This window comes from Kineococcus lubricus, from assembly GCF_050871965.1.
Lineage (GTDB): Bacteria > Actinomycetota > Actinomycetes > Actinomycetales > Kineococcaceae > Kineococcus.
In genome coordinates this window covers 13,240-38,978 of the sequence record NZ_JBJLSK010000031.1, presented here as the reverse complement: position 1 = coordinate 38,978, position 25,739 = coordinate 13,240, and the positions used below count along the sequence as shown (strand labels likewise).

At 76.8% G+C, this 25,739-nt stretch carries 25 protein-coding genes; 9 read left to right on the top strand and 16 right to left on the bottom strand.

Annotated elements, in window-relative coordinates; translation table 11 throughout:
- The coding region (locus tag ACRYRX_RS18940) for a M48 metallopeptidase family protein (RefSeq protein WP_432514387.1) at positions 1–606 on the bottom strand (606 nt) is incomplete at its 3' end.
- Positions 607–929: 323 nt separating this feature from the next.
- Here ACRYRX_RS18940 and ACRYRX_RS18935 point away from each other — a divergent pair.
- Both ACRYRX_RS18935 and ACRYRX_RS18930 read left to right on the top strand, forming a co-directional pair.
- Positions 930–1,088, top strand: a complete 159-nt coding sequence (locus ACRYRX_RS18935) for a DUF5679 domain-containing protein (protein WP_432514385.1) — start codon at positions 930–932, stop codon at positions 1,086–1,088.
- 96 nt (positions 1,089–1,184) lie between these two features.
- Positions 1,185–1,997, top strand: coding sequence for a hypothetical protein (locus tag ACRYRX_RS18930; protein WP_432514384.1), 813 nt, complete (start codon positions 1,185–1,187; stop codon positions 1,995–1,997).
- Positions 1,998–2,012: 15 nt separating this feature from the next.
- Here the strand turns inward: ACRYRX_RS18930 and ACRYRX_RS18925 are convergent, their stop codons facing one another.
- The 4 genes from ACRYRX_RS18925 to ACRYRX_RS18910 all read right to left on the bottom strand — a co-directional run bounded on the left by ACRYRX_RS18925 (position 2,013) and on the right by ACRYRX_RS18910 (position 5,271).
- The gene (locus tag ACRYRX_RS18925) at positions 2,013–2,222 is read right to left on the bottom strand and encodes a hypothetical protein (protein ID WP_432514381.1); all 210 of its coding nucleotides are present in this window, start codon (positions 2,220–2,222) and stop codon (positions 2,013–2,015) included.
- 55 nt (positions 2,223–2,277) lie between these two features.
- Complete coding sequence (locus ACRYRX_RS18920; RefSeq protein WP_432514379.1) at positions 2,278–2,544, bottom strand: WhiB family transcriptional regulator; 267 nt, start codon at positions 2,542–2,544, stop codon at positions 2,278–2,280.
- Positions 2,545–2,747: 203 nt separating this feature from the next.
- The gene (locus tag ACRYRX_RS18915) at positions 2,748–2,999 is read right to left on the bottom strand and encodes a hypothetical protein (RefSeq protein WP_432514377.1); all 252 of its coding nucleotides are present in this window, start codon (positions 2,997–2,999) and stop codon (positions 2,748–2,750) included.
- Positions 3,000–3,177: 178 nt separating this feature from the next.
- On the bottom strand, positions 3,178–5,271 hold the full coding sequence (locus ACRYRX_RS18910) for an ATP-dependent DNA helicase UvrD2 (RefSeq protein WP_432514375.1): 2,094 nt from the start codon (positions 5,269–5,271) through the stop codon (positions 3,178–3,180).
- A gap of 196 nt (positions 5,272–5,467) precedes the next feature.
- Here ACRYRX_RS18910 and ACRYRX_RS18905 point away from each other — a divergent pair, with 196 nt between their 5' ends.
- Together ACRYRX_RS18905 and ACRYRX_RS18900 are read left to right on the top strand one after the other, a co-directional pair.
- A complete protein-coding gene (locus ACRYRX_RS18905) occupies positions 5,468–5,689 on the top strand; it encodes a mycoredoxin (RefSeq protein ID WP_106210724.1) in 222 nt (73 codons plus the stop codon).
- Between the two features lie 167 nt (positions 5,690–5,856).
- Positions 5,857–6,318 (top strand): nucleoside/nucleotide kinase family protein, encoded by a 462-nt coding sequence (locus tag ACRYRX_RS18900; RefSeq protein WP_432514373.1) that lies wholly within the window; start codon positions 5,857–5,859, stop codon positions 6,316–6,318.
- Positions 6,319–6,322: 4 nt separating this feature from the next.
- On the opposite strand, the gene nudC is transcribed toward ACRYRX_RS18900, so the two are convergent.
- Entirely contained in the window at positions 6,323–7,306 is a 984-nt protein-coding gene (gene nudC / locus ACRYRX_RS18895; protein WP_432514372.1) for an NAD(+) diphosphatase, read from the bottom strand.
- A 41-nt stretch (positions 7,307–7,347) separates the two neighbouring features.
- Between nudC and ACRYRX_RS18890 the strand changes: the two genes are divergently transcribed.
- Positions 7,348–8,262, top strand: a complete 915-nt coding sequence (locus ACRYRX_RS18890; protein WP_432514370.1) for a phosphotransferase — start codon at positions 7,348–7,350, stop codon at positions 8,260–8,262.
- Between the two features lie 3 nt (positions 8,263–8,265).
- On the top strand, positions 8,266–9,051 hold the full coding sequence (locus tag ACRYRX_RS18885; RefSeq protein ID WP_432514369.1) for an endonuclease/exonuclease/phosphatase family protein: 786 nt from the start codon (positions 8,266–8,268) through the stop codon (positions 9,049–9,051).
- A gap of 25 nt (positions 9,052–9,076) precedes the next feature.
- Here ACRYRX_RS18885 and ACRYRX_RS18880 read toward each other — a convergent pair whose 3' ends face one another.
- From ACRYRX_RS18880 to ACRYRX_RS18860, 5 genes are read right to left on the bottom strand one after another with little or no spacing between them, the layout of a single operon-like run.
- Positions 9,077–12,394, bottom strand: a complete 3,318-nt coding sequence (locus ACRYRX_RS18880) for an ATP-dependent helicase (protein WP_432514368.1) — start codon at positions 12,392–12,394, stop codon at positions 9,077–9,079.
- Positions 12,394–15,759 (bottom strand): ATP-dependent helicase, encoded by a 3,366-nt coding sequence (locus tag ACRYRX_RS18875; protein WP_432514366.1) that lies wholly within the window; start codon positions 15,757–15,759, stop codon positions 12,394–12,396. The genes ACRYRX_RS18880 and ACRYRX_RS18875 overlap by 1 nt, the downstream gene beginning before the upstream one ends.
- A gap of 5 nt (positions 15,760–15,764) precedes the next feature.
- Positions 15,765–16,673, bottom strand: coding sequence for a methylenetetrahydrofolate reductase (locus ACRYRX_RS18870; RefSeq protein ID WP_432514365.1), 909 nt, complete (start codon positions 16,671–16,673; stop codon positions 15,765–15,767).
- Complete coding sequence (locus ACRYRX_RS18865) at positions 16,670–17,023, bottom strand: MGMT family protein (protein WP_432514364.1); 354 nt, start codon at positions 17,021–17,023, stop codon at positions 16,670–16,672. The genes ACRYRX_RS18870 and ACRYRX_RS18865 overlap by 4 nt, the downstream gene beginning before the upstream one ends.
- Positions 17,024–17,051: 28 nt before the next feature.
- Positions 17,052–17,861: a DUF3152 domain-containing protein gene (locus ACRYRX_RS18860; RefSeq protein WP_432514362.1), complete on the bottom strand. Its 810-nt coding sequence runs from the start codon at positions 17,859–17,861 to the stop codon at positions 17,052–17,054.
- Between the two features lie 186 nt (positions 17,862–18,047).
- On the opposite strand from ACRYRX_RS18860, the gene ACRYRX_RS18855 reads away from it, so the two are divergent.
- Together ACRYRX_RS18855 and ACRYRX_RS18850 are read left to right on the top strand one after the other, a co-directional pair.
- Complete coding sequence (locus ACRYRX_RS18855) at positions 18,048–18,272, top strand: DUF3107 domain-containing protein (RefSeq protein ID WP_432514360.1); 225 nt, start codon at positions 18,048–18,050, stop codon at positions 18,270–18,272.
- 276 nt (positions 18,273–18,548) lie between these two features.
- The gene (locus tag ACRYRX_RS18850; protein ID WP_432514359.1) at positions 18,549–20,207 is read left to right on the top strand and encodes a DEAD/DEAH box helicase; all 1,659 of its coding nucleotides are present in this window, start codon (positions 18,549–18,551) and stop codon (positions 20,205–20,207) included.
- A gap of 57 nt (positions 20,208–20,264) precedes the next feature.
- On the opposite strand, the gene ACRYRX_RS18845 is transcribed toward ACRYRX_RS18850, so the two are convergent.
- Genes ACRYRX_RS18845 through ACRYRX_RS18835 form a run of 3 tightly spaced genes read right to left on the bottom strand, consistent with a single transcriptional unit; the run spans position 20,265 to position 22,422 of the window.
- On the bottom strand, positions 20,265–20,870 hold the full coding sequence (locus ACRYRX_RS18845) for a MarC family protein (protein WP_432514357.1): 606 nt from the start codon (positions 20,868–20,870) through the stop codon (positions 20,265–20,267).
- Complete coding sequence (locus tag ACRYRX_RS18840) at positions 20,867–21,718, bottom strand: PHP domain-containing protein (protein ID WP_432514355.1); 852 nt, start codon at positions 21,716–21,718, stop codon at positions 20,867–20,869. Before ACRYRX_RS18840 ends, ACRYRX_RS18845 begins: the two co-directional genes overlap by 4 nt.
- 35 nt (positions 21,719–21,753) lie before the next feature.
- Entirely contained in the window at positions 21,754–22,422 is a 669-nt protein-coding gene (locus tag ACRYRX_RS18835) for a DUF6758 family protein (protein WP_432514353.1), read from the bottom strand.
- A gap of 161 nt (positions 22,423–22,583) precedes the next feature.
- Here ACRYRX_RS18835 and ACRYRX_RS18830 point away from each other — a divergent pair, with 161 nt between their 5' ends.
- Positions 22,584–24,110: an aminopeptidase P family protein gene (locus tag ACRYRX_RS18830; RefSeq protein ID WP_432514390.1), complete on the top strand. Its 1,527-nt coding sequence runs from the start codon at positions 22,584–22,586 to the stop codon at positions 24,108–24,110.
- A gap of 30 nt (positions 24,111–24,140) precedes the next feature.
- Here ACRYRX_RS18830 and ACRYRX_RS18825 read toward each other — a convergent pair whose 3' ends face one another.
- A complete protein-coding gene (locus ACRYRX_RS18825; protein ID WP_432514352.1) occupies positions 24,141–24,989 on the bottom strand; it encodes a YflT domain-containing protein in 849 nt (282 codons plus the stop codon).
- Between the two features lie 141 nt (positions 24,990–25,130).
- A complete protein-coding gene (locus tag ACRYRX_RS18820; protein ID WP_432514350.1) occupies positions 25,131–25,733 on the bottom strand; it encodes a Dps family protein in 603 nt (200 codons plus the stop codon).
- Positions 25,734–25,739 lie beyond the last annotated feature (6 nt).

The following is a 25,739-nucleotide window of genomic DNA, read 5'->3' as shown; positions in this document are numbered from 1 at the left end:
GTCGACCTCACCCCGCGGGGTGAGGTCGACGTCCGGCACCTCGTCGTCGTCCTCGTCGTCGCGGTCGTGGTGTCCCGGGCCCTCGTGGCCGGTGGCGTGGTCCACCCCGGCGAGGAACCCGCGGGCGCGCTCGGTGCGCGGGTAGGACTCCAGCAGCCCCCAGAACTGCCGCGAGTGCGTGGGCACCAGCAGGTGCGCGAGCTCGTGCAGGATCACGTAGTCCAGGACCCAGCTGGGCATGCCCTGCAACCGGCTGGACAGGCGGATGCTGCCGTCGGCGGGCGTGCACGACCCCCAGCGGTGGTGCTGGTTGTCGACCCAGGTGACCGATCGGGGCCGGGCCAGCCCGTCGAGGTGGCGCCGCGACAGCTCGCGGGCCCGTTCGAGCAGGTCGCCCTCGAGGGGGTTGCGGCGACGGTCGGCCGCCTCCAGGCGCGTCACCATCCGCTCCACCCACTCGCGCTCCTCGGCCCGCGTGAAGCGGGCCGGGATGAGCACGACGGTGCGGTCCCCGTCGCGGTAGGCCGAGACGGTGCGGGTGCGGCGCCGGCTGCGGCGGACGTCCACCTCGGTGTCGGTGAGGTCGATGTGCGTGACGTGCGCCACGGTGTCCTCGGGGACGTCACCGTCAGCCCCACCTGCGGCACCGTCGGGTGCCTCGACCGCCGCGCGGGCAGCGTCGAGGGCTGCAACACCCTCCTGGTGAGCCCTCACCTCCGGCAGGTTACCCTCTGCGCCCCCTCCCGGGGCGGAAGCCGTGATCCCCGCAGCGCGTGCCGACGCGCCGCGCGGCCCGGTTCGGGGGACGATGCGGAGCGGGAGCACGGCCCACCGCCGGGTCGGGGCGTCCTGACGGAGCACCGTCCCGCGCGGACCGTCGAGGCCGGCCCAGCACGGAGCCGGCCGCCGGACACGATCGAGGAGGCACCATGGCCGAGACCTGGAGCGGCGAGTTCTACTGCGTCAAGTGCAAGGAGAAGCGGGAGGCCGAGGGGCAGGTCGTGGAGACCAACGGCCGCCGCATGGCGAAGGGCAAGTGCCCGGAGTGCGGCACGAACCTCAACCGCATCCTCGGCAAGGCCGGCTGAGCGGACGGCCCCGGTGGTGACCCGCGGCGGTCACCACCGGGGCGGGGCTGTGGACGACGCGCCCGGGCCGGCTCGGGCCTGCGGCACAGTGGCCGCGTGCCCGACCCGGCCCCGCGCCCCAGCCGTCCCCCCGCCGCGCCCGTCCCGCCCGGGGTCCCGGTCCTGCGCCGCCGCGACGGGCTGGTCCAGGTGGGCTCCTCGCCCCGCTCGGCCCGGCTGCACCGGTCGGACGAGCTGCCCCGCGACAGCGGTACCGGCGGGCCGGGCGGGCCGGAGGTGTCCGACGAGGTGCGGGCGTGGAGCGCCTACGACCGCGAGGGGGCCGGTCCCCGCGACCGGTCGCGCCGGCGGACGCGCTCGGCGGTGGCCGTGGCGGGGCCGGCGGCGACCGCCGGGGCCGTCGTGGCCGTGCTGGCCGACGCCGGCGTCGGGCGGCTCCTGAGCGACCGGCCGCTGCCGGGGACGACGACCGGGTCGCAGCACCCGGCGGACCTGCTCGTGCTGGTCCACGACCACGTCGCGGACCCGGTCGTGGCCGACGGGGTCCTGGCCGACGGCGTCCCGCACCTGTCGGTCGTGCTGCGCGACACCGACGCGGTCGTCGGCCCGCTCGTCCTGCCCGGCCGGTCGGCGTGCCTGCGCTGCCTGGACCGGTGGCGCACCGACGCCGACCCCGCCTGGCCCGAGCAGCGCAGCGCGCTGCTGCGGGCCGCGCCCCGGCCCCCCGATGCCGCCACGACCCGCGTCGTGGCCGGCCTGGCCGGCCTGCAGGTGCTCAGCCACCTCGACGGCCTCACCGCGAGCACCGTCGGGGCGAGCCTGGAGGTGCTGCTGCCCGAGGGCCGGGTGCGGCAGCGCTGGTGGCGGCCGCACCCGGCCTGCGGGTGCCTGGACCTGCCGGTCCCCTGAGACCGGCGGTCGGGGTCAGACCGCGACGAGGTCGCGGTCGGGGTCGACCGCCGCCTCGGCGCGCGCGGCGGCGACCTCGGCCCGGGCGGCCGCGACGAGCGCACGGCGGACCGCGACCTCGGCGCGCCGGCGGGCCCGCAGGGCGCGGGCGGTGCGGACGCGGGCCGCGTCCCGGTGCAGGGAGGCCACCCGCTCCCGCAGCAGTTGTTCCTCGACGTACGACATGGCGACTCCAGTGGTGTTCAGGACGTGGCGTTCACGGGTGGGTGCGCGCCCGGGTTCAGGCGGCGACGGGGTGCTTGCGCGGACGGCCGCGCGGGCGTTTGCGGGGCACGACGACCCCGGCGAGGACGAGCTGGCCGCCCCAGACGCCCCAGGGTTCGGCGCGCTCGAGAGCGCCTGCGAGGCAGGCGGTCGCGAGCGGGCACTCCTGGCACAGCGACTTGGCGAGTTCGACGTCGTCGGGCTTCTCGGCGAACCAGAGCTCGGAGTCGAAGCGGCGGCAGGGCAGCGGGTCCGGCGTGTGGCGGCGGGTCACGCCGCTCACCTCCTTCTCTCGTCCGGGGTTCCCGGTGTTTCGAGTGGTGACGGTGGTTCGGTGGCTCGTTCGGGGCCTGCTGGTCGCGGGCTGCGAAGTCATCTGTGTTTCTCCGGCGGTGGTGGTTCGGCGTCGAAGAGCCCACGAACGCAAAATGGCCGCGGACCCGAGGTGTCGGGATCCGCGGCCAGGAGGCTGCCGGTCTGGTCGAGCTAGACCGGTGGACTCGAAGTCGAGGGTCCCGAGAACGGGAGGGAGGAGGTGCCGTAGACGGCCTCGTCGGTGCGCCGGCGCCCGGTGGCGGGCAGCAGACGCACTCCACCCGTGGTCATGACCCGGGTGGACGCGTGGCTGCGTTCCCACGAGACGCACTGCACGGCGACCGGCGTAAGGGCCTGGGCGCGGGTGGCGGCGACGAGGGCATCGGCGACGATGCCGGTGTTCGCGATCGTGGTGCTGTCCATCGTCCTGCCCTCCTCTCCTGCGCAGCCGCGCGGACCCGATGGCCGCGCTGTGTGGATTCGACTGTAGGGGTACCCGACGAGCAGTGACAACGTCTTTTTCCGCGGTTCCGCCCGGAGATTTCTGGTGACGTTCTCAACCACCAGGGGAAACGTTGCCGCGCAACGGATCAGCGGTTCCTCAGCCCGCCAGGACCTCGAGGACCTCCGCGCCGTACCGCTCCAGCTTCGCCGGGCCCACCCCGGTGATCCTCGACAGCTCCGCGGTGCTCGACGGCATCGCCTCGCAGATCGCCACCAGGGTCGCGTCGGTGAACACCACGTAGGCGGGGACCTCCGCCGCCCTGCTCGTCGCGCTGCGCCACTCGCGCAACCTCTCGAACACCGCCTCGTCGTAGCTGGCCGGGCAGTCCGCGTGCCGGCGCAGCTTGCGGTCCACCGCGGCGCTCAGCGGGTTCCCGCACACCCGGCACGTCATCGGCCCGCTCGAACGCGAGGGCGACGACGACGCAGCCGGCTTCGAGCGACGACCGGCGGGGGTGGCCTGCGGACGGACCGCGTCGAGGAACCGGGACGGTTTGCGCGTCGCCCGTCCCCCCGGGGTCCGCGAGTTCGCCCACGACAGGTGGATGCCCTCACGGGCCCGGGTGATGCCGACGTACAGCAGCCGGCGTTCCTCCTCGACGTCCTCGGGCGTCTCCGCGAACGAGATCGGCAGCAGCCCCTCGCTCACCCCCACCAGGAACACCACGTCCCACTCCAGCCCCTTCGCGGCGTGGAACGAGGCCAGGGTCACGCCGTCGACGGTCGGGGCGTGCTGGGCCTGACCGCGTTCGACGAGCTCCTCCACGAGGTCCGACAGCGTCGCCCCCGGCCGCTTGGCCGCCAGCTCGTCGGCCAGCACCACCAGCGCCTGCAGCGACTCCCAGCGCTCGCGGGTCGCCCCGGCCGCGCTCGGCGGCTTCTCGCTCCAGCCGGCCGAGCTCAGCACCGCGCGCGTCTCGGCCCCCAGCTCGTGACCCGGCAGCGCCGCGCGGGCCCCCCCGCGCAGCAGCACGATCGCGTCGCGGACCTCCTTGCGGGAGAAGAACCGCTCCCCGCCGCGCACGACGTACCCGACCCCGGCGTCGGCCAGCGCGGACTCCAGCGCCTGCGACTGGCCGTTGGTGCGGAACAGGATCGCGATGTCCTTCGCGCTGCGACCGGCGCGGACCTCCGCGGCGATGCGCGCCGCCACCCCCGACGCCTCCGCGACGTCGTCGTCGTAGGCCGTGAACGACGGCGGCGGCCCCGAGGGCCGCTGCGCGATGAGCTCCAGCCGGGCCTGCGCGTGCACCCCGGTGGCCGTCGACAGCACCGAGTTCGCCAGCTGCACGACCTCCGGCGTGGAGCGGTAGTCGCGCACCAGCCGCACGACCTTCGCCGACGGGTGCCGCCGGGGGAAGTGCAGCAGGTGCTCGGGGGTGGCCCCGGCGAAGGAGTAGATCGTCTGGCTGGCGTCGCCGACGACGCACAGGTCCTCCCGGCCCCCCAGCCACAGGTCCAGCAGCCGCTGCTGCAACGGGGAGACGTCCTGGTACTCGTCGACGACGAAGTGGCGGTACTGCTCGCGCACCGTCGCGGCGACGTCGGGCCGCTCGTCCAGGATGCCCGCCGTCAGCAGCAGGACGTCCTCGAAGTCGATGACGGCGCGGTCGGTCTTGACGTCCTCGTACGTCCGCACGAGCCGGGCCACCGTGGGCAGGTCCAGCCCGCCCGGCTCCCCCCGGCCCGCAGCGGCGGCGACCCTCACGTAGTCGTCGGGGTCGACGAGCATGACCTTGGTCCACTCGACCTCGGCGGACAGGTCCCGGATGCGGGTCCGGTCGGCCTGGACGCGCAGCCGGTTGCAGGCGTCGGCGATCAGCGGCGCCTTGTGCTCGACGAGGTTCGGCAGCGTGCCGCCGATGGCCTGGGGCCAGAAGAACTGCAGCTGCCGCAGCGCCGCGGCGTGGAAGGTGCGGGCCTGCACGCCCGCGACGCCCAGGTCGCGCAGCCGGGTGCGCATCTCCCCCGCCGCGCGCGCGGTGAAGGTGACGGCCAGGACGCGGTTGGGCACGTACGCCCCCGAGTGCACGCCGAAGGCGATGCGGTGGGTGATGGCGCGGGTCTTGCCCGTCCCGGCCCCGGCGAGCACGCAGACGGGACCGTCGAGCGTCGTCGCGACCTCGCGCTGCTCGGGGTCGAGACCTTCGAGGACGGAGTCGGCGTCGGGGCGCAGGGTGGTCGTCGTCATGGCCCGGGCATCTTCCCCCACCGCGGCCGTGGTCCGCGGCACGAGGGGCGGCGCGTTGTGGACGACACGCCGGGGGAAGATGGCCGTGGGTCCCGCGGTTGCAGCGGGGACCAGGTCATCCACAGCCGTGGTGACCTCCCCGGAGGAGGAGCAGGACGTGTCCACGATCGAGGCCCCCGCGGCCGGCACCGTCACCATGTTCACGACGACGTGGTGCGGGTACTGCCGCCGCCTGAAGTCCCAGATGGACCGCGAGGGCATCAGCTACTCCGAGGTCAACATCGAGGAGGTCCCGGACGCGGCCGAGTACGTCATGCAGGTCAACGGCGGCAACCAGACCGTCCCGACCCTGCTCTTCCCGGACGGGTCCGCGGCGACCAACCCCTCCGTGGCCGAGGTCAAGGCCAAGCTCTCCTGACCGGCACCACCTTCCGGCCCACCGGCCCGCGCGAGTTCGCCGACCGGTGGGCCGTCTCACTGCCCCCCGCGGCGCGCGTCGGGATCGACGGGGCCGTCGACGCCGACACCCGCTGGTACGCCGGCCACCTCGCCGACGCCCTGCGCGCCCTCGCCCGGCCGGTCCTGGTGACGGACTGGCAGGGGTTCTGGCGGCCCCGGTCGCTGCGCTACGAGTTCGGCCGCGACGACCCCGACGCCTACTACGACGGCTGGTTCGACGTGCCCGGGGTGTACCGCGAAGTGCTCGAACCGCTGGGGCGGGCGTCGGGGCGCTGGTGGGTGCCGTCGCTGTACGACCCCGGCACCGACCGGGCGTCGCGGGCCCCGCGCGAACCGGTCCCCGACGACGCGGTGCTGGTGTTCGCCGGGTCGTTCCTGCTGCGCGGCGACGTGCGCTGGGGCTTCGACGCCGTCGCGCACCTCACGACGTCGGACGCGGCGATCCGCCGGCGGGTCCCCGCCGGGGACGGCGACCGCGTCGTCGGCGGCTGGAACCGCTACCTCGACCAGGACGACCCGGCCGCGGCCGCGGCCGTCGTGCTGCGCTGCGAGGACCCCCGGCACCCGGCGGAACGGCTGCCCGGCTGAGGGGTCAGCCCCAGGGGCGGTCGTCGACCGGCAGCGGCCCGCCGTACCAGGCCTCGATGAGCCGGCGCGCGATGGAGACCCCCGGCGGCGGCAGGACCCCGCCGGTGCGCAGCTCCTCGGCCAGCTCCTCGCGGGTGAACCAGCGGGCCAGGGCGATCTCGTCGCCGTCGACCCGGATGTCCGTCGTCACCGCCCGCGCCGCGAAACCCACCATGAGGCTCGCCGGGAAGGGCCACGGCTGGCTGCCCAGGTAGCGGACGTCGTCGAGACCGGCGCCGATGGTGATCCCGGCCTCCTCGAACGCCTCCCGCCGCACGGTGTCCTCGAAGCACTCCCCCGGCTCGACGAAACCGGCCAGGACCGAGTAGCGGTTCGCCGGCCAGATCGGCTGGTGGCCCAGCAGCAGCCGGTCGTCCGGGGAGACGATCGCCATGATCACGGCGGCGTCGGTGCGCGGGAAGTGCTCGCGGCCGTCGGGCTCGGTCTTGACCCAGCCCGACGTCGTCGCGGTCAGCGGCGCCCCGGTCCGGGGCGAGAAACGCGTCACCGCGTGCCAGTTGCCCATCGCCAGCGCCTCGGTGAACAACCCCGCGTCCAGGGCCGGCAGCTCCTGGCCGACCTCCCGCAGCCCACGCCACTCCTCGCCGCCGGCGGCGCCGTCGGTGGCCTCCGGCTCGGCGTCGGCGGACACGACCGCCACGTGGTGGACCTCCCGGTCCCCGTCGCGGTCCACGCCGAGGTACAGCTGCAGGTCCTCGGGCCCGGGAACGGGCACCTCCGCGGGGCTGCGCAGCACCAGCCGCGGCCCCTCGGGCGTCGTCACGACCGGCGCGCGGCCGGCGTGCAGCCGCAGGACGCGGGTGTCCGGCGAGTCCCACAGGTCCGCCAGGTGCGAGGGCGACGTGCGGTGCGCCCCGGCCCGGTCGAGGTGCTGGCGGGACAGCGCCAGATCGCGCAGCGGAGGACTCGGGAGCGGCACAGGGGTCACACCTGCACCCTATGCAGCCCCGTTCGCAATACCGTGGGGGCGTGCCCGCCCGCTCGCCCCGTGTCCTCGCCGCCCTCGCGACCGCCGCCGTGCGGGGCCTGGACGTCGTGGCGGCCGGGCCCGCCGAGGCGGGCGGGGCCGACTTCGACGTCGCCGTCGTGCTCGGCGCCGACCACCGGCGCTACGTCGTGCGCGCCCCCCGCCGGGCCGCCGCGGCCGCCGCGCTGGACACCGAGGTGGAGCTGCTCAAGGGCCTGGTCGAGCCGCTGCCCTTCGCCGTCCCCGAGGTCGTGGGCGCCCTGGCGCTGCCCGACGGCGGCCGGTGCGTCGTGCACCCGGAGCTGCCGGGGACGGCGCTGGACCCCGCCACGCTGCGGCCGGGCCCCGGGCTGGCCGCCTCCCTCGGGGCGGGGCTGGCCGCGCTGCACCGCATCGACGCCGCGGTGTTCACCGAGGCCGGCGTCCCCGTCTACGACGCCGAGGAGTACCGCCGCCGCCGGCTGTCCGAGCTGGACCGGGCCGCCGGCACCGGTCACGTGCCGCCGCGGCTGCTGACCCGGTGGGAGGCCCTCATGGAGGAGGTCACCCACTGGCGCTTCGCGGCGACCCCCGTGCACGGCGACCTCGTCGGGGAGCACGTGCGCACCGACGGCACCGTCCTGACGGGCATCACCGGCTGGGTGGACGCCAAGATCGCCGACCCCGCCGACGACTTCGCGTGGCTCGCCGTCGGCGCCGACCCCGACGCCCTGGAGTCGGTGCTCGAGGCGTACGCGCACGCGCTGCCCGAACCCCCCGACCCGGACCTGCTGCTGCGGGCGCGGCTGGCCGGGGAGCTGGCCCTCGCGCGCTGGCTGCTGCTCGGTCTGCGCCTGGAGGACGCCGAGATCGTCGAGGACGCCCGGCGGATGCTGGACGAGCTGGCCACCCACGCCGACGCCACCCCGCTGGCCTGACCCGTGCGTCGCCTGGTGCGCCTGGCCTCGGTCAACGCCGCCTCCGGCCGGGACCTGCGCACCGGCCGGATCGACACCGCCGCCCTCGTGAGCGCCGTCGCGGCGCTGGACGCCGACGTCGTCGCGGTGCAGGAGGTCGACCACCTGCTGCCCCGCAGCGGCGGCGCCGACCAGACGGCCGCCCTGGCCGCCGGGCTGGGGGCGCGCGGCTGGTTCGCCGCGACGCTGCACGGCACCCCCGGTGAGCCGCTGGGAGTCCGCGAGGCCCACCGGACGCTGCCCGACGAACCCTCCTACGGCATCTCGCTGCTGGTGCGCGGCGACCACGACACCGCGCTGGGCTTCCGGGAGCTGCGGATGCCCGCCGGGCGGGGGCGGCTGCCCGTCCTGGCGCCGGGCACCGGGGTGCGCTGGATCCCCGACGAGCCCCGCGCCGTCGTCGCCGCCGTCGTGCGCACCCCGGCCGGGCCGCTGAGCGTCCTCGGCACCCACCTGTCCTTCACGCCCTGGCAGGCCGGCCGGCAGCTGCGGGCCGTGCACGGGTTCGCCCGGACCCTGCCCCGCCCGCTCGTGCTGCTCGGGGACCTCAACCTGCCGCCGGGGGTCGTGCGCCGGGTGCTGCCCTGGCGGCCGCTGGTGACCGGGCCGACGTTCCCCGCGCCGTCGCCGAAGGTGCAGCTCGACCACGCCCTCGCCGACGGCCTGCCCGCCTCGGTGGGCGTGGCGGGGCGCATCGAGCGGCTCGGGGGCAGCGACCACCGGGCGGTCGTGGTGGACCTGACGTTCTGACCCGCCCCGGTGGCCCGGCGGGGGCTCAGGACGCCACCGGCACCGACCGCACCAGCCGTTCCAGGTCGCCGGCGTCCAGCAGGTCCACGGGCCGGACCGTCTGGCCGGTGGAGGCGTAGAAGAACGCGGCGCTCACGTCCTCCAGGGGCACCCCGTGCCAGCGCGACCACGCGAGCCGGTACACGGCCAGCTGCACGTCGCGGGCGCGGGCCGCCTCCCCCGTGGGCGGGCGGCCGGTCTTCCAGTCCACGACGTCCCACCGGGTCCGCCCGTCCGCGCCGGTCGCGGCGAACACCGCGTCGATCCGGCCGCGGACGACGAGGTCGGCCACCGGCGTCTCGACCGAGACCTCCACGAACGCCGGGTCGCGCGAGGCCCACTCCGAGGCGAGGTAGGCCCGCTGCAGCGCAGCGAGTTCGGAGTCGTCGGCGGCGTCCTCGTCGGCGGACCCGGGGAGGTCCACCAGGTCGAGCAGGGAACTGGCGGTGAACCGCTGCTCCAGCCAGGCGTGGAACGCCGTCCCGCGCCGGGTGGCCGGGCGCGGTTCCAGCGGGACGGGCCGGCGCAGCTGCAGCGCCAGCGCGTCGGGGTCCTGCGCCAGGGCCACCAGCCGGGACGCCGACAGGTGGGCCGGCAGCAGGACCCCCGGCGCCTCCTGGGCCGCGGCGCGCTCGGCCAGCAGCAGCTCGGCCTGCTCAGCCCACGACCGGGCCTCCTCGTCGGGGTCCGGCCCGGCGGGCGCCCCGGCCAGGGCGGCCCGGACCAGCGCCGCGCCCGCCTCGACCTCGGCGCGGCGCGAGGCCAGCGGGTCCACCGGCCACACCACGCGCTGCGGCTCGGCCGTCCGCGGGTTCACCGCGTCCGGCTCCGGCGGCGCCGCCGGGGGCAGCGACACCAGCCCGGGCACGGCACCGGGCGGAGCCTCGAGGACCTCGCGCAGGAACCGGGACGGCTCGCGGGGCTTGGTCGCCTCGTCCCAGTACGCCCCGGACAGCAGCAGCTCGGACTTGGCCCGGGTGAAGGCCACGTAGGCCAGCCGGCGCTCCTCGGCGAGCTGGTGCTCCCCGCACGCGCGCATGAACTCCTCGCGGGCGACGTCGAGCTCCTTCTGCGTCGCGGCGCGCTCGATCGCGAAGTGCGGCAGGCTGGAGCGGTCCCCGCGCAGCGGGTAGGGCAGCACGCCCAGGGAGCTCGTGCCCCCGAGCCAGCCCGGGTCGGTGTCCCCACCGGCGGGGAAGCTCCGCTCCACCAGGCCCGGGACCGCGACGACGTCCCACTCCAGCCCCTTGCTGGCGTGGACCGTCAGCAGCTGCACGGCGTCCGTGGACACGTCCGAGGCTCCCGGCTCCAGCCCGCGCTCGCGGACCTCGGCGGCGTCCAGCCAGGACAGGAACCCGCCCAGGCCCGGCCGCTGCGAGCTCGCCGAGAACGACGCCGCCGCGTCGGCGAGGGCGTCGAGGTTGCTGCGCTCGAACGACGGGGAGCTGCCCGGCCGCGCGGCGACCTCGACGTCGAGCAGCAGGGCCCGCTCCACCTCCCCGACCAGGTCCGCGACCGGCAGGTGGGTGCGGGTGCGCAACCGGCGCAGCGCCGCGGCCAGCCGCGCCAGCCGGCGCAGCGCCCGCGGCGACAGCCCGCGCCCGTCCGGGCCCCGCCAGCCCGTCGGCGGCAGCTCGTCGAGGGCCTCCACCAGGCTCACGGCCTCGACCTCGTCGGGCAGCACGACCACGTCGACCGGGTCGAGGTCGCTCTCGGCCTGGTGGCTGCGCCTGCGCTGCAGCTGACGGGCCCACACCCCCAGCGCGGCGAGGTCACGCGGGCCGAGCCGCCAGCGCGCGCCGGTCAGCAGGCGGGCCAGGTGGTCGCCGCGGCCGGGGTCGTGCAGGACGTGCAGGGTCGCGACGACGTCGGCGACCTCGGGCGTCGACAGCAGGCCGCCCAGGCCGACGACCTCGACGGGCAGCCCGGCCGCGCGCAGCGCCCGCTGCAGGACGACGAACTGCGACCGCTTGCGGCACAGCACCGCCGCGGTGCGCCGGGGGCGGGGGTCGGCCCCCGGCACGGCCCGCTCGGCGGCCAGTCGCTCGGAGTCGGCGCGCCACACCTCGGCCAGCCGGGCCGCGACCTCGGCCGCCTCCTCCTCCACGGTGGCCGCGAACGCCGTCCGCACCCGTCCGGTCCCGGCGTCCGGGCGCGGTCGCAGCACCGCGACGGCCCCCGCGTCCTCGCCGTCGTTCAGCGGTGCGGCGACGACGTTCGCGGCGGCCAGGACGGCGCGGTCGTTGCGCCAGCTCGTGGCCAGCGGGAGCCGGCGCGCCGGGGTGTCGTCGGCCCGCCGGAAGTGGGCCGGGAAGCTCACCAGGTTCCCGGCGCTGGCCCCGCGCCAGCCGTAGATCGACTGGTGCGGGTCGCCGACGGCCGTGACGGGGTGCCCGCCGCCGTACAGCGCCCGCAGCAGCGCGAGCTGGGCGTAGCTGGTGTCCTGGTACTCGTCGAGGAGCACGACGCGGTGCCGGGCGCGCTCGGTCTCCGCGACGGCCGGGACCTCCCGGGCCAGCCGGGCCGCGAGCAGCACCTGGTCGCCGAAGTCGAGCTGCTCGGCGTCGCGCTTGCGCCGCTGGTACTCCAGCAGCAGGGGCAGGACCTCCTTGCGGGCCCGCTGCACCGCCAGGACCGCGGCGACCTTCGCGTAGGGCTCCCCCGGCACCCCCGCGCCGAGCTTGGCGATGCTCCGGTCGTCCTTGGGCAGGGTGCGCACGTGCGCCTCGACCTCGTCGACGAACCGCGCGAGGTCCTCGGCGTCGACGAGGTGCTCGGCGCACTCCCCGGCCAGCTGCAGCAGCGCCGCGGCCAGCGTGCTCGGGGCGGCCTCGACGCCGGGGAGGTCACCGCGCCAGGACTCCACGACGTCGGAGGCCAGCTGCCAGGCCCCCGCGTCGGACAGCACGGTCGACTGCGGTTCGACGCCCAGCCGTAGGCCGTGGTCGACCACCAGGGACGCCGCGTAGGCGTGGTACGTCGAGACGACGGGCTCGCCCTCGCCGAGCTCGTCGCCGCCGGCCGGGCCCAGGCCGTGCGCGCGCAGGGACCGCAGCCGGCGCCGGACGCGCTCGGCCAGCTCCCCGGCGGCCTTGCGCGTGAACGTCAGGCCCAGGACGTCCTCGGGGGCGACCAGGCCGTTCGCCACCAGCCACACGACGCGCGAGCTCATCGTCTCGGTCTTGCCCGACCCCGCGCCCGCGACGACGAGCATCGGCTCGACGGGCGCCTCGATGACGGCGACCTGCTCGGGGGTGGGGGCGGGCCGGCCCAGCCGGGCGGCGATCTCCAGGGCTGAGAGCATCAGCGGCCCCCTTCCTCGACGACGCTGCGCCCGGCGTCCTGGGCCGGGCAGGAGGTGAAGACCGGGCAGTACGCGCAGTGCGGGCCGACGACCGCCTCGAAGGTCGCGGCGGCCATCCCGTCGGCGGCGCGCTCGACGAGCTCGCGGGCCCACTGCGGGTCCTCGTCGTCGGCGAGCGCCGGCTGCTGCTGCTGGGGGGCCTTCTTCTGGTTCCCGCCCAGCTGGACCAGCGCCGCGCCGCCGGACTCCCGCGCGGGGCCCGCGGCGCCCAGCCCGCCCTCCTCGACGGCCAGCTGGTAGACGCCCAGCTGCGGCAGCCGCGCGAGGTCGGCCCCGGACGGCTGCGTCTTGCCCGTCTTGAGGTCGACGACGACGGGACGGCCCTGCGCGTCGCGCTCGAGGCGGTCGACCCGGCCGCGGATGCGGGCGCGCCCGACCCGCGCGTCGACGTCGAGCTCGACGCCGGCGAGGGTGCGCCCGGCCCGGCGGGCGTCGCGGTAGTACTCGGCGAGCTTGTCGACCATGCGCTCGGCGCGGGCGCGGGCGCGGTCGGCGACCCAGCCGTCGGGCAGGCCCAGGGTGGGCCAGAGCAGGTCCAGGCGCCGGCGCAGCTCGAAGGCGTCGGCGTCGGGGGCCTCGGAGGCGATGCGGTGCACCAGGTTCCCGATGGACTGGCTCGTGCTGTCCGCGGGGCGGGCGCCGGAGCTCTCCATCAGCCAGCGCAGCCCGCAGCGCTCGAAGCTCTCCACCCGGGAGGGCGAGACGGCGACCTCGTCGTCCGGACCGCGCAGGGGCCCGGGGTCGGTGAGGTCCTCGATGCCGTACCAGTCGGCCGGGTCGGCGCCGGGGACGCCGGCGCGGGCGAGGGCGGCCAGGCGCGCCGCGGCGCCGGCCCGCCGCTCGGGGGTCTCGACGGCCTCGGGGGCGCAGACCACCTGGCGCAGCCGTGCGACGAGCGCGGGCAGGGACACCGCGCGGGGGACGGCCGCGACCGGCCGCTCCTCGTCGTCGGTGCCCTCCAGGCCGGCCGCGGCGGCGACGAGGTCCACGAACGCCGACGGGCGCTCGTCCTCGGTCCGCACGGCCGTGACGACCAGCTCGTCGCGGGCACGGGTGACCGCGACGTGGAACAGCCGCAGCTCGTCCTCCAGCACGGCCCGGCGGGCGCCGGGCCCCTGGGTGTCGCGTCCCTCCAGGACGTCGACGAGGGCCTGCGCCCCGAGCAGGGAGCCGCGCAGCCGCAGGTCGGGCCAGACGCCCTCCTGGACCCCGGCGGTCACGACGAGGTCCCACTCGCGGCCCACGGCGCCCTGCGGGGTGGTCAGCGTCACCGCCCCGGTGTCCGGGGCGCGGTCGGCGAGGGTGTCGGAGGGGACCTCGGCGGCCAGCTGGTCCTTCAGGAAGCGGCCCGCGCTGCCCGCGCCGGGGAACCGGTCGACGTAGCGGCCGGCGGCCTCGAACAGCGCCAGCACGGCGTCGAGGTCGCGGTCGGCGCGGGCGGCGTCCGCGCCCTCGACGGTGGCGCCGGCCAGCGCCGCGCGCTGCCAGCGGGCGGCGAGCCCGGTGGCGTCCCAGACGGCCCACAGGACGGTCTCGGCGGAGGCGTCGGGGGCCAGGGCGGCGCGCCGGCCCGCGCGCAGGACGGCGGCCACCCGCGCCGCGGGGGCGAGGGCGGGGTCGTCGGCGTCGAGCCGGGCGAGGTCCGCCCCGGGATCGGCGCCGGGGTCGGCGTCGGGGTCGGCGAGCACCTGGGCGAGGGCGCTGGTCAGCACGACGTCGCTGCTGCGCCCGCCGCCGGCGGCCAGCTCGGCGCGCCGCAGCGACTGCCGCAGCCGGCGCAGCGCCACGACGTCGGCGCCGCCGACGGGGGAGGTCACGAGGTCGTGCGCGAGCTCGTCGGTCAGCTCCGCCGGGTCGAGCACCACCTTCAGCGCCGCCAGCAGGGGCCGGACGGCCGGCTCGTCCCGCACGGGCACCTCGGCCAGCGGGACCGCCATCGGCACGCCGGCGTGCGTCAGGGCTCGGCGCAGGGCGGCGGTGTGCCCGGCGGACCGGACCACGACGGCCATCCGGGACCAGGGCAGGCCGTCGAGCAGGTGGCGCCGGCGCAGCCGCTGGGCGATCCAGGCCGCTTCCTGGGTCGGGGAGCCGAGGACCGCGACCTCGACCAGCCCCTCCCCCTCGCGGCCGGGCCCGGCGAGGCGCTGGGGGGCCCCGCCCAGGGCCCCGATGCGCGCGGACACCGCGCGGCCGACCCGGTGCAGCCCGGGCCGCTGCCGGTGGTCGGTGCCGAGCACGACCGTGCGGGCGGGGGCGCCGCGGACGGCGAAGCGGTCGGCCAGGGTCGCGGCCGCGCGGGCGTCGGCGCCGCGGAAGCCCTGCGTGACGCTGTCGGGGTCGGCGGTCAGGACGAGGTCGCGGCCACCGGCGACCGCCTCCAGCAGGCGCAGGCCCGCCGCGGACAGGTCGTGGGCGTCGTCGACGGCCACCAGGTCCCAGCGCGCGCGCTCGGCGGCCAGCAGCTCGGCGTTCGCGCCGAGGGCCACCACGGCCTCGTCGACGACGGCGGCCGGGTCGTAGGCCTCGAACCGGCTGAGCGCGTTGACCTGCAGGTACTCCTCGAGCAGGGCGGCTCCGGCGACCCACTCGGGCCGGTTCTCCCGCCGCCCCAGGGCCAGCAGGTCGTCGGCCCGCAGGCCCCGCTCCACGGCGCGCATGATGAGGTCGCGCAGCTCGTTGCGGAAGCTGCGCAGCCCCCAGGAGTCGCGCGGGACGTCGTCGGGCCAGTCCGGGACCCGCGGGGCGCCGAGGGGGGCGCCGTCGGCGTCGGGCAGCTCCTCGGGGTCCTGGTCCGCGCCGGGGTCGGCCGCGGTGACGGCGAGGTGGCCGCGCAGCAGGTCGGCGAGGATCGCGTCCTGCTCGGCCCCGGAGATCAGCCGCGGCGGGGGCAGCGCCTCGCTGACGTGGACGCGGCGCAGGATGCCGAAGGCGTAGGACTGCGGCGTGCGGGCCGCCGGCTGCCCCGTGGTGCGCCGCAACCGGTCCGACACCTCGTCGCGCAGCAGGTCCGCCGCGCGGCGGGTGGGGGCCAGCACCAGCACGCGGTCGGGGGCCACGCCGTCGCGCTCGACGCGGGCCGCGACGAGCTCGCGCAGCGTGCGGGTCCGGCCGGTGCCGGGGGCCCCCAGGACCACCAGCGGGCCGCTGCCGGGACGGGTGGCCAGCACCTCGTCCTGGCGCGGGTCCGGGCGCGCGGCGACCCGCGCCGTCCGCTCGGCCCGGCGCAGCCGCGGCACCGGCGGGCGGCGGGGCGCGTCCCCTCCCCCGCCGGGCGTCCGGTCCGGGCCCTGCTGGTCTCGAAGCACGGGCGTCACGGAACCACAGGGGTCCGACACGACCCTGCCGGCGCGTGCGCCAGCCCCAGCTCGTCGACGAGCGCCGCCACGTTCGACGCCGCGTTGAGGGAGTACAGGTGCAGCACCGGCACCCCCTCGGCCAGCAGGCGGCGCCCGTCCTCGACCGCGACCCGCATCCCCTCCTCGCGGAAGGCGCCCCGGTCGTCGAGGAACGGGTCCAGCCGCCGGTGCAGCCACGACGGCTCGTGGCCGTCGGTGAGCCGGCGGGTCACCTCCAGGACCTTGGGACTGGTGACGGGCAGCAGCCCCGGCAGCAGCGGGACGTCGCAGCCGGCGGCGGCCAGCCGGTCGCGCAGCCGCAGGAAGTCCTCCACGTCGAAGGTGAGCTGCGCGACGGCGAACCCCGCCCCGGCGCGGAACTTGCCCAGCAGGTGCCGCAGGTCGGTGTCCGGGTCCGGCGACTCCGGGTGCCCCAGCGGGAAGGCCGCCACCCCCACGGACTCCGCGCCGCGCCCGAGCGCGAGCCGGACCAGCTGGTCGGCGTGCTGGAACCCCTCCGGGTGCGGGCGCCAGGGCGCGCGGGGGTCCCCGTGCGGGTCCCCCCGCAGGGCCAGCACGTCCCGCACGCCACCGGCCAGGAGGTCGTCGACGACCTGCGCCAGCTGGTCGGCGGACTGCCCCACGGCGGTGAGGTGGGCGACCGGCCGCAGCGGGGTCGAGCGCGCGATCCGCGACGCGAGGTCGAGCGTCCCGGCCCTGTCGCCGCCGCCGGCGCCGTAGGTCACCGAGGCGAACAGCGGCCCCAGCGGGGTGAGCCGCTCCACGGCCCGCCACTGCCGCGCCGCGGTGGCCTCGTCGTGGGCGGGCGAGAACTCGACGGAGAACCGCCGCCGCGCACCGCGCAGCTCCTCGACCAGGCTCACCGCTCCTCCTCCTCCCACGGGGCGGTCCACGCCCCGGCGTCCCAGCGGGCGGCGGCGAGGTCGACCCGCACGTCGGCGGCCGCGTGCGCCAGGCGCCGCAGCGGGGTGCCCTCGGCCCGCCAGCGCCGCAGCGCCTCGGCCGCCAGGTGCGGCGGGGTGCTGCCGTCGGCGCGCAGGACCCGCCACCACGGCGCGCCGGACCCGAAGCGGCGCAGCACGTTGCCGACGAACCGCGGCCCCCGGTCCCCCACCCGGGCCCCGACGTCGCCGAAGGTCAGGACCCGGCCGGGCGGGATGGCGTGGACGACCTCGAGGATCTCCTCGGCCCGCTCGGGCAGCGACGACGTCACCCGGCGAGCGTGCCACGTCGCCGGAGCGTCAGGGGTGCGGCCAGGGGTTGGGCAGCGCGCCGTCCAGGCCCTTGGTCTGCTGCATCATCACCGGCGCCGTGCGGCCCACCCCGGGGTTGGGTTCGTGGCCGTGACCGAGGACGTGACCGATCTCGTGGTTGACCACGTACTGCCGGTAGCCGGTGCGGTCCTCGCCGTAGTCGGGGATGGCCTCCACCCACCGGTACCAGGTCAGGACGGCGGCGTCGCCGGTCCGGCACGACATGGTCCCCCGCGTCCGCAGGGGGCGGCACAGCGCGGCCGAGGTGTCCGGCGTGGCCAGGACCAGCCTCGTGTCGGCGTCGCCGTCGGTGCGGGCGAAGCTCACCGCTCCCCCCGCGCCCCAGCCGCGCGGGTCGTTCAGGACGGTCAGGGCGAAGCCCGCGAACGCCACCGGGTCCAGCACCCCGGCGTCGAGGAGGTCCTGCTCCACCTCGACCCGCACGGTCCGCACGCGCGCCGAGGCCGGGGCGGGGCTGGACCCGGGCACGACGGCCAGGACGCCGCCCCCGCCCTGCGGGACCTCCCGGCGCAGGACGCCCGCGGTGACGTCCGCCGCGGTGAGCCCGGGCGGCGGCGCGGGGGTGCTGGGAGTGGCGACCGGGGTCTGCGAGGGGGTCTGAGAGGGGGTCTGCGTCGCGGGGGACGCGCTCGTCGAGGTGGGACCGGAGGTGGCGCCGGCGCCCGCGGCGCTCGGGGTGCGGGTGCACCCGGCGAGCAGGAGGCCGGCGCCGCCGAGCAGGACGGCCCGGCGGGCGGTGACGGCGGGGTCGCTGCGGTGGCGGTGATCAGCGGGCACGACCGCAGCATGTCACCGCGCGGGCACCGGCCGTGGACGGCCCGGGCCCGCCCCGGTGCGCGCGGGGTCCGTCCGCCGGAAGCGAACCGGGGCGCCGCCCGCACGCGGCGGCGACTAGCGTGGGGCAGGGCCGTCCCCCGCGGGGCGACCCCTGTCGAGATCGGCGAAACCCTGGAGGGGGCTGCGGTGGAGGTTCGGATCGGCGTGCAGAACGTCGCGCGCGAGCTGGTGTTCGAGTCGGCGCAGACCAGCGAGGAGATCACCGCCGCCGTCACGGAGGCGCTCTCCGCCGGGTCGGTGCTGAAGCTGGCCGACGAGAAGGGCCGTCAGGTCGTCGTGCCGGCCGCGTCCATCGGCTACCTGGACATCGGCGCGCAGGAGAAGGGCAAGGTCGGCTTCGGCATCGCCTGAGGAGGCCACGAGCCGCCGGACAGGGGGGTGGACCGGACCGGTCCACCCCCCTGCCCGTGCTCCCGGGGTGACCGCTGCGGCGCCCGGGCACCGCGCACGGTTACCATGGTCGGGTTCAGGGTTGCCCGGTCGCCAGTCACGATCGGCTGCCGACTGCCGCGACGCGGCCGCACGCCCCGCCTGACGACCTCCCCCGCCGGGGGCTCCGACGCACCACCGAGCCCGCCGTGCGGGTCCGCGCGGGCCCGGCCGCCGTCGCCCCTCCACGGGAGACGCATGACCGACACGAGCACCACCGCCACCGGCCCCGACGCCGGTCCGGACGACGAGACGTCGCCCACCGCGCACCACATCGGCACCTTCGCCGAGCACGGGGTCGACCCCCGCATCGCCCAGTCGCTGGCCGGGGCGGGCATCACGACGCCGTTCCCCATCCAGTCGATGACGCTGCCGGTGGCCCTGACCGGCCACGACATCATCGGGCAGGCCAAGACCGGCACCGGCAAGACCCTCGGCTTCGGCGTCCCGCTGCTGCAGCGCACCGCCGTCCGCGGCGACGCCGACTACGACCGGCTGCCGCACCCGGGCGCGCCGCAGGCCCTCGTCATCGTCCCGACCCGCGAGCTCGCGGTCCAGGTCGCCGGTGACCTGACCACCGCCAGCCGCAACTACCCCGCGCGCATCCTGACCGTCTACGGCGGCCGCGCCTACGAGCCGCAGATCGCGGCCCTGACCGAGGGCGTCGACGTGGTCGTCGGCACCCCCGGCCGGCTCCTGGACCTGGCCCAGCAGCGCCACCTGGACCTGTCGAACGTGATGTGCGTCGTCCTCGACGAGGCCGACGAGATGCTCGACCTCGGCTTCCTGCCCGACGTCGAGCGCCTGCTGAGCCAGACGAACCCGGCGCGGCAGACGATGCTGTTCTCGGCCACGATGCCCGGTCCGGTCGTGGCGATGGCGCGCTCGTACATGCGCCAGCCCACCCACATCCGCGCCGTCGACCCCACCGACGACGGCGCCACGGTCGCGGCGATCACCCAGTTCGCGTACCGCACGCACGCCCTGGACAAGGTCGAGGTCCTCGCGAGGATGCTCCAGGCCACCGGGCGGGGGCTGACGATCGTGTTCAGCCGCACCAAGCGCACCGCGGCGTCGGTCGCCGAGCAGCTCACCGAGCGCGGGTTCGCCGCGGCCTCCATCCACGGGGACCTGGGGCAGGGGGCGCGCGAGCAGGCGCTGCGCGCCTTCCGGCACGGCAAGGTCGACGTGCTCGTCGCCACCGACGTCGCCGCCCGCGGCATCGACGTCGAGGACGTCACGCACGTCGTGAACTACCAGTGCCCCGAGGACGAGAAGACGTACCTGCACCGCATCGGCCGCACCGGCCGGGCCGGCAACACCGGTGTCGCGGTGACCTTCGTGGACTGGGACGAGCTGCCCCGCTGGAGCCTCATCGACAAGGCGCTGGGCCTGGGCTTCGGCGAGCCGGTCGAGACGTACTCCACGTCGCCGCACCTGTTCGACGACCTCGGCATCCCCGAGGGCACCACGGGCCGGCTGCCGCGCACCCAGCGCACCCGCGCCGGGCTCGAGGCCGAGCAGGTCGAGGACCTGGGCGAGGTCGGGGCGGCCAAGGGCCGGCGCGCGCGCTCGGGCGGTCAGGGTGAGCGGTCCCGTCGCCCCGAGCCCGTCGAGGAGGGCGTCGTCGAGCCCCGCGAGGAGCGGCCCCGCCGCACCCGCACCCGCCGCCGGACCCGCTCGGGGGTGGACGTGGTGGCGGACGCCGTGACCGCCGACGCCGCCGAGACCCCGGCTCCCGCGGACGCCACCACGGCTGCCACCACGGACGCCCCCGAGGCGCCCGCCGCGCCGCGACGCCGCCGGCGCACCCGCGTCGCCCCCGCCGAGCAGGCCCCGGAGACGGTCACCGACTGACGTCGGCCAGGACGCACGAGGGCCCCTGCCGGATCCGGCAGGGGCCCTCGTGCGCGTTCAGGCCTCGTTGAGGACGAACGAGCGCACGGCGTCGGCGACGAGCTGGACGGCGATGGCCGACAGCAGCAACCCGGCGACCCGGGTGACCAGCAGGACCCCGGAGTCCCCCAGCACCTTGTGCACGAGCCCGGCGAACCGCATCGCGAGCCACAGGGTGACGTGGACGGCGAGCACCCCGAGGGCGACCGCGGACCAGTCCGCCCAGCCGCGCGACTGCTGGACGAAGACCATCGTCGCCACGATGGCCCCCGGCCCGGCCAGCAGCGGTGTCCCCAGCGGGACCATCGCGACGTTGACCCCGACGGTGCTCGTCGGCTCGTCCCCCTTGCCGGTGAGCAGCTCGAGCGCGATGAGCAGCAGCAGCAGACCACCGGCGGCCTGCAGGGCGGGCAGCGAGATGTGCAGGTAGTCCAGGATCCGCTGCCCGAAGACGGCGAAGGCGACGATGACGCCCAGGGCCACCAGGACGGCCTGGCGGGCGGCGCGGGAGCGTTCGGCCGCGCTGAAGCTGGACGTGAGGCCCAGGAAGATCGGGACGGTACCCAGCGGGTCCATGATCACGAAGAGGGTGACGAAGCTCTCGCCGAACAGTTGCCAGTTCACGGGAGCGGGTGCACCGCGCGCGTCGACGCGGCGATCGCGTCGAGGCGTTCCAGGGACTCGGGGTCGGTGGTGTTCTCGCCGAGCCGGTTCCGCTTGCCCGCGCCGTGGTAGTCGCTGGACCCGGTGACGAACAGGTCCAGGTCGCGGGCCACCTCGCGCAGGTGGGCGCGCTCGGCGTCGGAGTGGTCGCGGTGGTCGACCTCGAGGCCGGCCATCCCGGCCTCGGCCATCGCCTCGATCTCCTCGTCCGCGATGCAGCAGCCGCGCTTGGACGCGGCCGGGTGCGCGATGACGGGCACCCCGCCGGCGTGCCGGACGCGGCGCACGGCCTCCACGGGGTCGGGAGCGGTCTGCGGGACGAAGTACTTGCTGCGGCCCGACAGCAGCGTCGCGAACGCCTCGTCCCGGTCGCCGACGACACCGCGGGCCACGAGGGCGTCGGCGATGTGCGGGCGGCCGATGGTCGCGGCGCCGTGGACCTGCTCGAGGACGTCGTCCCAGCGCAGGCCGGTGTCGGGGGTCAGCCGCTCCACCATCTGGCGGGCCCGGCCGACCCGCGAGGCGCGGGACTCGGCGAGCATCCCCACCAGGACGGGGTCCTCGGGGTCGTGGAGGTAGGACAGCAGGTGCACGGACACCCCACGGAGCAGACAGCTGATCTCGACCCCCGGCACCAGCCGGAGTCCCAGTCGATCGGCCGCGGCCGTGGCCTCCGGCCAGCCCGAGCTCGTGTCGTGGTCGGTGAGGGCGACGACGTCGAGTCCGGCCTGCGCGGCGGAGGCGATCACGTCGGCCGGGGATTGTGTCCCGTCGGACGCCGTGGAGTGCGTGTGCAGGTCGATGCGCACGGGTCGACTTTACGCCGCGCGGGGCCCTCCCCCGTTCACGCGCGGGCCGGGACCGCCTCGGCGGCCCAGCGCAGCCGCGGCGACAGGGCCCCGCAGGGCACGTCGAGCTCGTGGGCGGGGTCGCGCAGGTCGACGAGGTGCAGGTCGTCCAGCAGGGTCAGCCCGGCCGAGGCGGGCCACAGCAGCGCCCACAGCCAGACGGCCCCGGCCTCGCCCACCAGCACGGCGCGGTCCCCGTCGGCGGGCACGGTCCACAACGGCGTCGCGGCCCCGGCGGCGTGCAGGCGCACGGCGGGGCGGCCGGTCGTCAGCCCCTCGCCGGGGTCGACGTCGTCGCGGCCGGCGAGGTGGGCGCCCAGACCGGTGCCGGGCTGCTCGGCCACCAGCAGGACGTCCGCCACCGGTGAGCCGCCGGCGGGGCCGTGGTGGGGGCCGCTGACGGCCACCGCGACGGCCTGCGCCTCGTGCTTGCCGTCCCGCACGCAGCGGGTGCCGGTCACGAGCCACCCGTCGGGCAGCGGCCACGGCAGCCACACGGGCACGTCGGAGTGGCGGGCGACCCAGGCCAGGTGCTCGGCGTCGGCCGGTTGCGGCGGCTGGAGCGGGACCACCTCCCCGTGGACCGCGCAGGTGTACCCCGAGTGCCAGATGCTGGGTGCCCGCACCGCGCCGTCGCAGCGGGGGCACTGCGAAGTACCGCCCATACCCCACGGTCACCCCGACCCGGCCCCACCGTCAACCTCTGGTGACTGTGCGTGCACGGGCGTTCGTGGGCGGGGTGACGGCCGCCACCGGCGGGGGCGATGATGAGCCGGTGACTGCGCAGACGACGACCGGATCCGGCGGGCAGGCCGGCGACACCACGATCGAGGACGTCCTGGACCGCCAGGCCCCCGAGGCGGCCGGTCCCACCGTCGAGGAGGACGCCGAGACCGCCGGGGACCCCGAGGACGCCGACCGGCACCGCTCCGTGCCCCGCTCCGCCGCCTTCCGCCGGTTCATCGCCGACGGCTGGGGGCCGCGACCGGCGCAGGACCTGGACGCGGCGCCGTTCGCGCCGTACGCCGCGCGCCGCCGCGAGGTCCTGTCGTCGCTGTTCCCCGGCGAGCTGCTCGTCGTCCCGGCCGGCACCCTCGTCCGGCGCTCCAACGACACCGACTACCGGTTCCGGCCGCACTCGGCCTTCGCGCACCTGACCGGCCTGGGGACCGACCAGGAGCCCGACGCGGTGCTGGTCCTGCACCCGGACGGCGACGCCCACCGCGCGGTGCTGTACGTGCGCCCGCAGGCCGGCCGCGACAGCGAGGAGTTCTTCGCCGACGCCCGCTACGGCGAGCTGTGGGTGGGGCCGCGCCCCACGCTGGAGGCGTTCGCGGCCTGGACCGGCCTCGCCGTGCACGACGTCGCGGCCCTCACCGACGAGCTGAGCGCCTCCCTGGCCGGGGCGAAGGGGTCGCGGCTGCTGACCGAGGCCGACCCGGGCGTCACGTCCACCGTGGCGGCGCTGCGCGGGCAGGTGCCCGAACGGGCCGACGACGAGTTCGCCACGGCGCTGTCGGAGCTGCGGCTGGTCAAGGACGAGTACGAGGTGGGGCAGCTGCGCGAGGCCGTCGCGGCCAGCGCCCGCGGCTTCGAGGAGATCGTCCGCGCCCTGCCGCGGGCGGTCGGCCACCCCCGCGGCGAGCGGGTCGTGGAGGCCGCCTTCGACGGCACCGCCCGCGTGGAGGGCAACGCGGTCGGCTACGAGACCATCTCCGCCGCGGGCGACCACGCCTGCACGCTGCACTGGATCCGCAACGACGGCCCCGTCCGGGCCGGCCAGCTGCTGCTCGTCGACGCCGGCGTCGAGGTCGACTCGCTGTACACCGCCGACGTGACCCGGACGCTGCCGGTGGACGGCACGTTCACCGAGCCGCAGCGGCGCGTCTACCAGGCCGTGCTGGACGCCGCGGAGGCCGCCTTCGCGGTCGCCCGGCCGGGGGTGCGGTTCCGCGAAGTCCACGAGGCCGCCATGAGGGTGATCGCCGAGCGGCTGGGGGCGTGGGGGATGCTCCCGGTCGACGCCGCCACGTCGCTGCAGCCGGAGGGGCAGTTCCACCGCCGCTGGATGCCGCACGGCACCAGCCACCACCTCGGCCTGGACGTGCACGACTGCGCGCAGGCCCGCAAGGAGATGTACCTGGAGGCGGAGCTGCGCGAGGGGATGGTCTTCACCATCGAGCCGGGTCTCTACATCAAGACCGAGGACGAACTGGCTCCCGCGGAGCTGCGCGGGATCGGGGTGCGGATCGAGGACGACGTCCTCGTGACCGCCGACGGGGTGGAGAACCTCACCGCTGGCCTGCCCCGCACGCCCGAGGCCGTCGAGGCGTGGATGGCCTCGCTGCGCTGAGGCGCGGGGCCCCGCCGGGGCGGTGCGGGCTCAGCCCGCCGCGCCGCCCCGGTCGTCGCGGTCCTGCCCGTCGCGGGCCGGGTCCGCGCCCTCGGCGCCCTGGCGCGCGCGGGCCTCGGCGGCCCGCCGCTCCCGGCGCGCCTCCTCCACCTTCTGCGCGTACGTGGGACCGGACAGGTCCATCGGCGGCGCGGCGGCCTCCTCGTGCGGCTTCTCGAACGACGGCGGCGGCGGCTGGTGGGCCGGCGCCGACCCCGGCGGGGGCGGCGGCAGGTGGGCGCCGGGCGAGGCGCCGGGCGTGGACGACGGCGGGCCCCAGGGCCGCGCGGTCGGGTCCGGTGCGCCCCACGGCGCCTGGCCGGGGGTCGCCGGGCCGGTGCCGCGGCCCAGGCCGTTGGGCAGCCGGGACAGCACCTCGCGCGCCTGCGAGGCCATCTGCGGCAGGCACAGCACCGTGTACTCCGAGGCCACGATCTGCGAGGACGACGTGAAGTCGCGCCGCCCGCCGGTCAGGGCGTACGAGATGACCCCGAAGAGCATCCCGAACCCGGCCCCGATGAGCAGGCCGGTCAGCAGCGCCCCGGTCCCGCCGGACCCGAAGACCGACAGCATGAGGCCGATGAGCAGACCGAACCAGGCCCCCGAGACGGCCCCGGCCCCGGCCGCGCGGCCGTAGGTCAGGCGGCCGGTGACGCGCTCGACCATCTGCAGGCCGTTGCCGACGATGGTGACGTTCTGCACCGGGAAGTGCTCGTCGGAGAGGAAGTCCACGGCCCGCTGGGCCTCGGAGTACGTCGCGTAGCGGCCGATCGCCTCCCCCGACGGCGGGGTGGGCGTGGGGATCCGCTGCGGACCACCCATGGGTCCGAGGTTCGACATGACGCTTCCTCACCGGTCCTGGCCCGTCCCGCGACGTCGGCGCGGGATCGAGGGCGATGCTCTCGCGCGGAGATCACCGACATCCTGCCCAACGCCGCGGGGGGCGCGATCGTGCCCGTCCGGGCGGACGCCCGGGGACGGTCAGGAGGACTTGCGCTTGACCCCGGCGCGCCCGGCCTGCCGGGTGGCCTCCACCTCGGTCTGGGCTCCGGCGGTGCTCAGCTGCCCGCCGGAGGTCTCCAGGTGGGCGCGCACGAACCAGTGGTACTGCTCCAGCTGCGCGGCCTGCCCGATGAGGAGGTCCTGGGTGACGAGGTCGAGGTCGTCGGTGGCCTCGATGGCCTGCCGGTGGTCCTCGATGACGCCCGCGTAGACGAGGTCGAGGGCCCCGAGGTGCTCGATGGCCCCGGCCCGCCCGATCGAGTAGTCGTCCCACGTGCGGTCGGCGACGAGCGCGCCGGGGGTGCCCCACGGCGACAGGCCCAGGGTCGCGATCCGCTCGGCGGTGGCGTCGGCCATCTCGCGCACGGCGTCGACCTGCGGGTCGAGCATCTCGTGCACGGAGATGAAGTGCGGGCCCACGACGTTCCAGTGGATGTGCTTCAGGGTCAGGTGCAGATCGGTCAGCGCGTTCAGCCGGTCCTGCAGGAGCGCGGCGACGGCGGCTCCCTGCTCCTTCGTGAGGCCGGGGATCGTGTAGAGGGGCGTGCCCTCGGACTTCATCTTCTTGCTCTCCTTCGCCATGGCGCC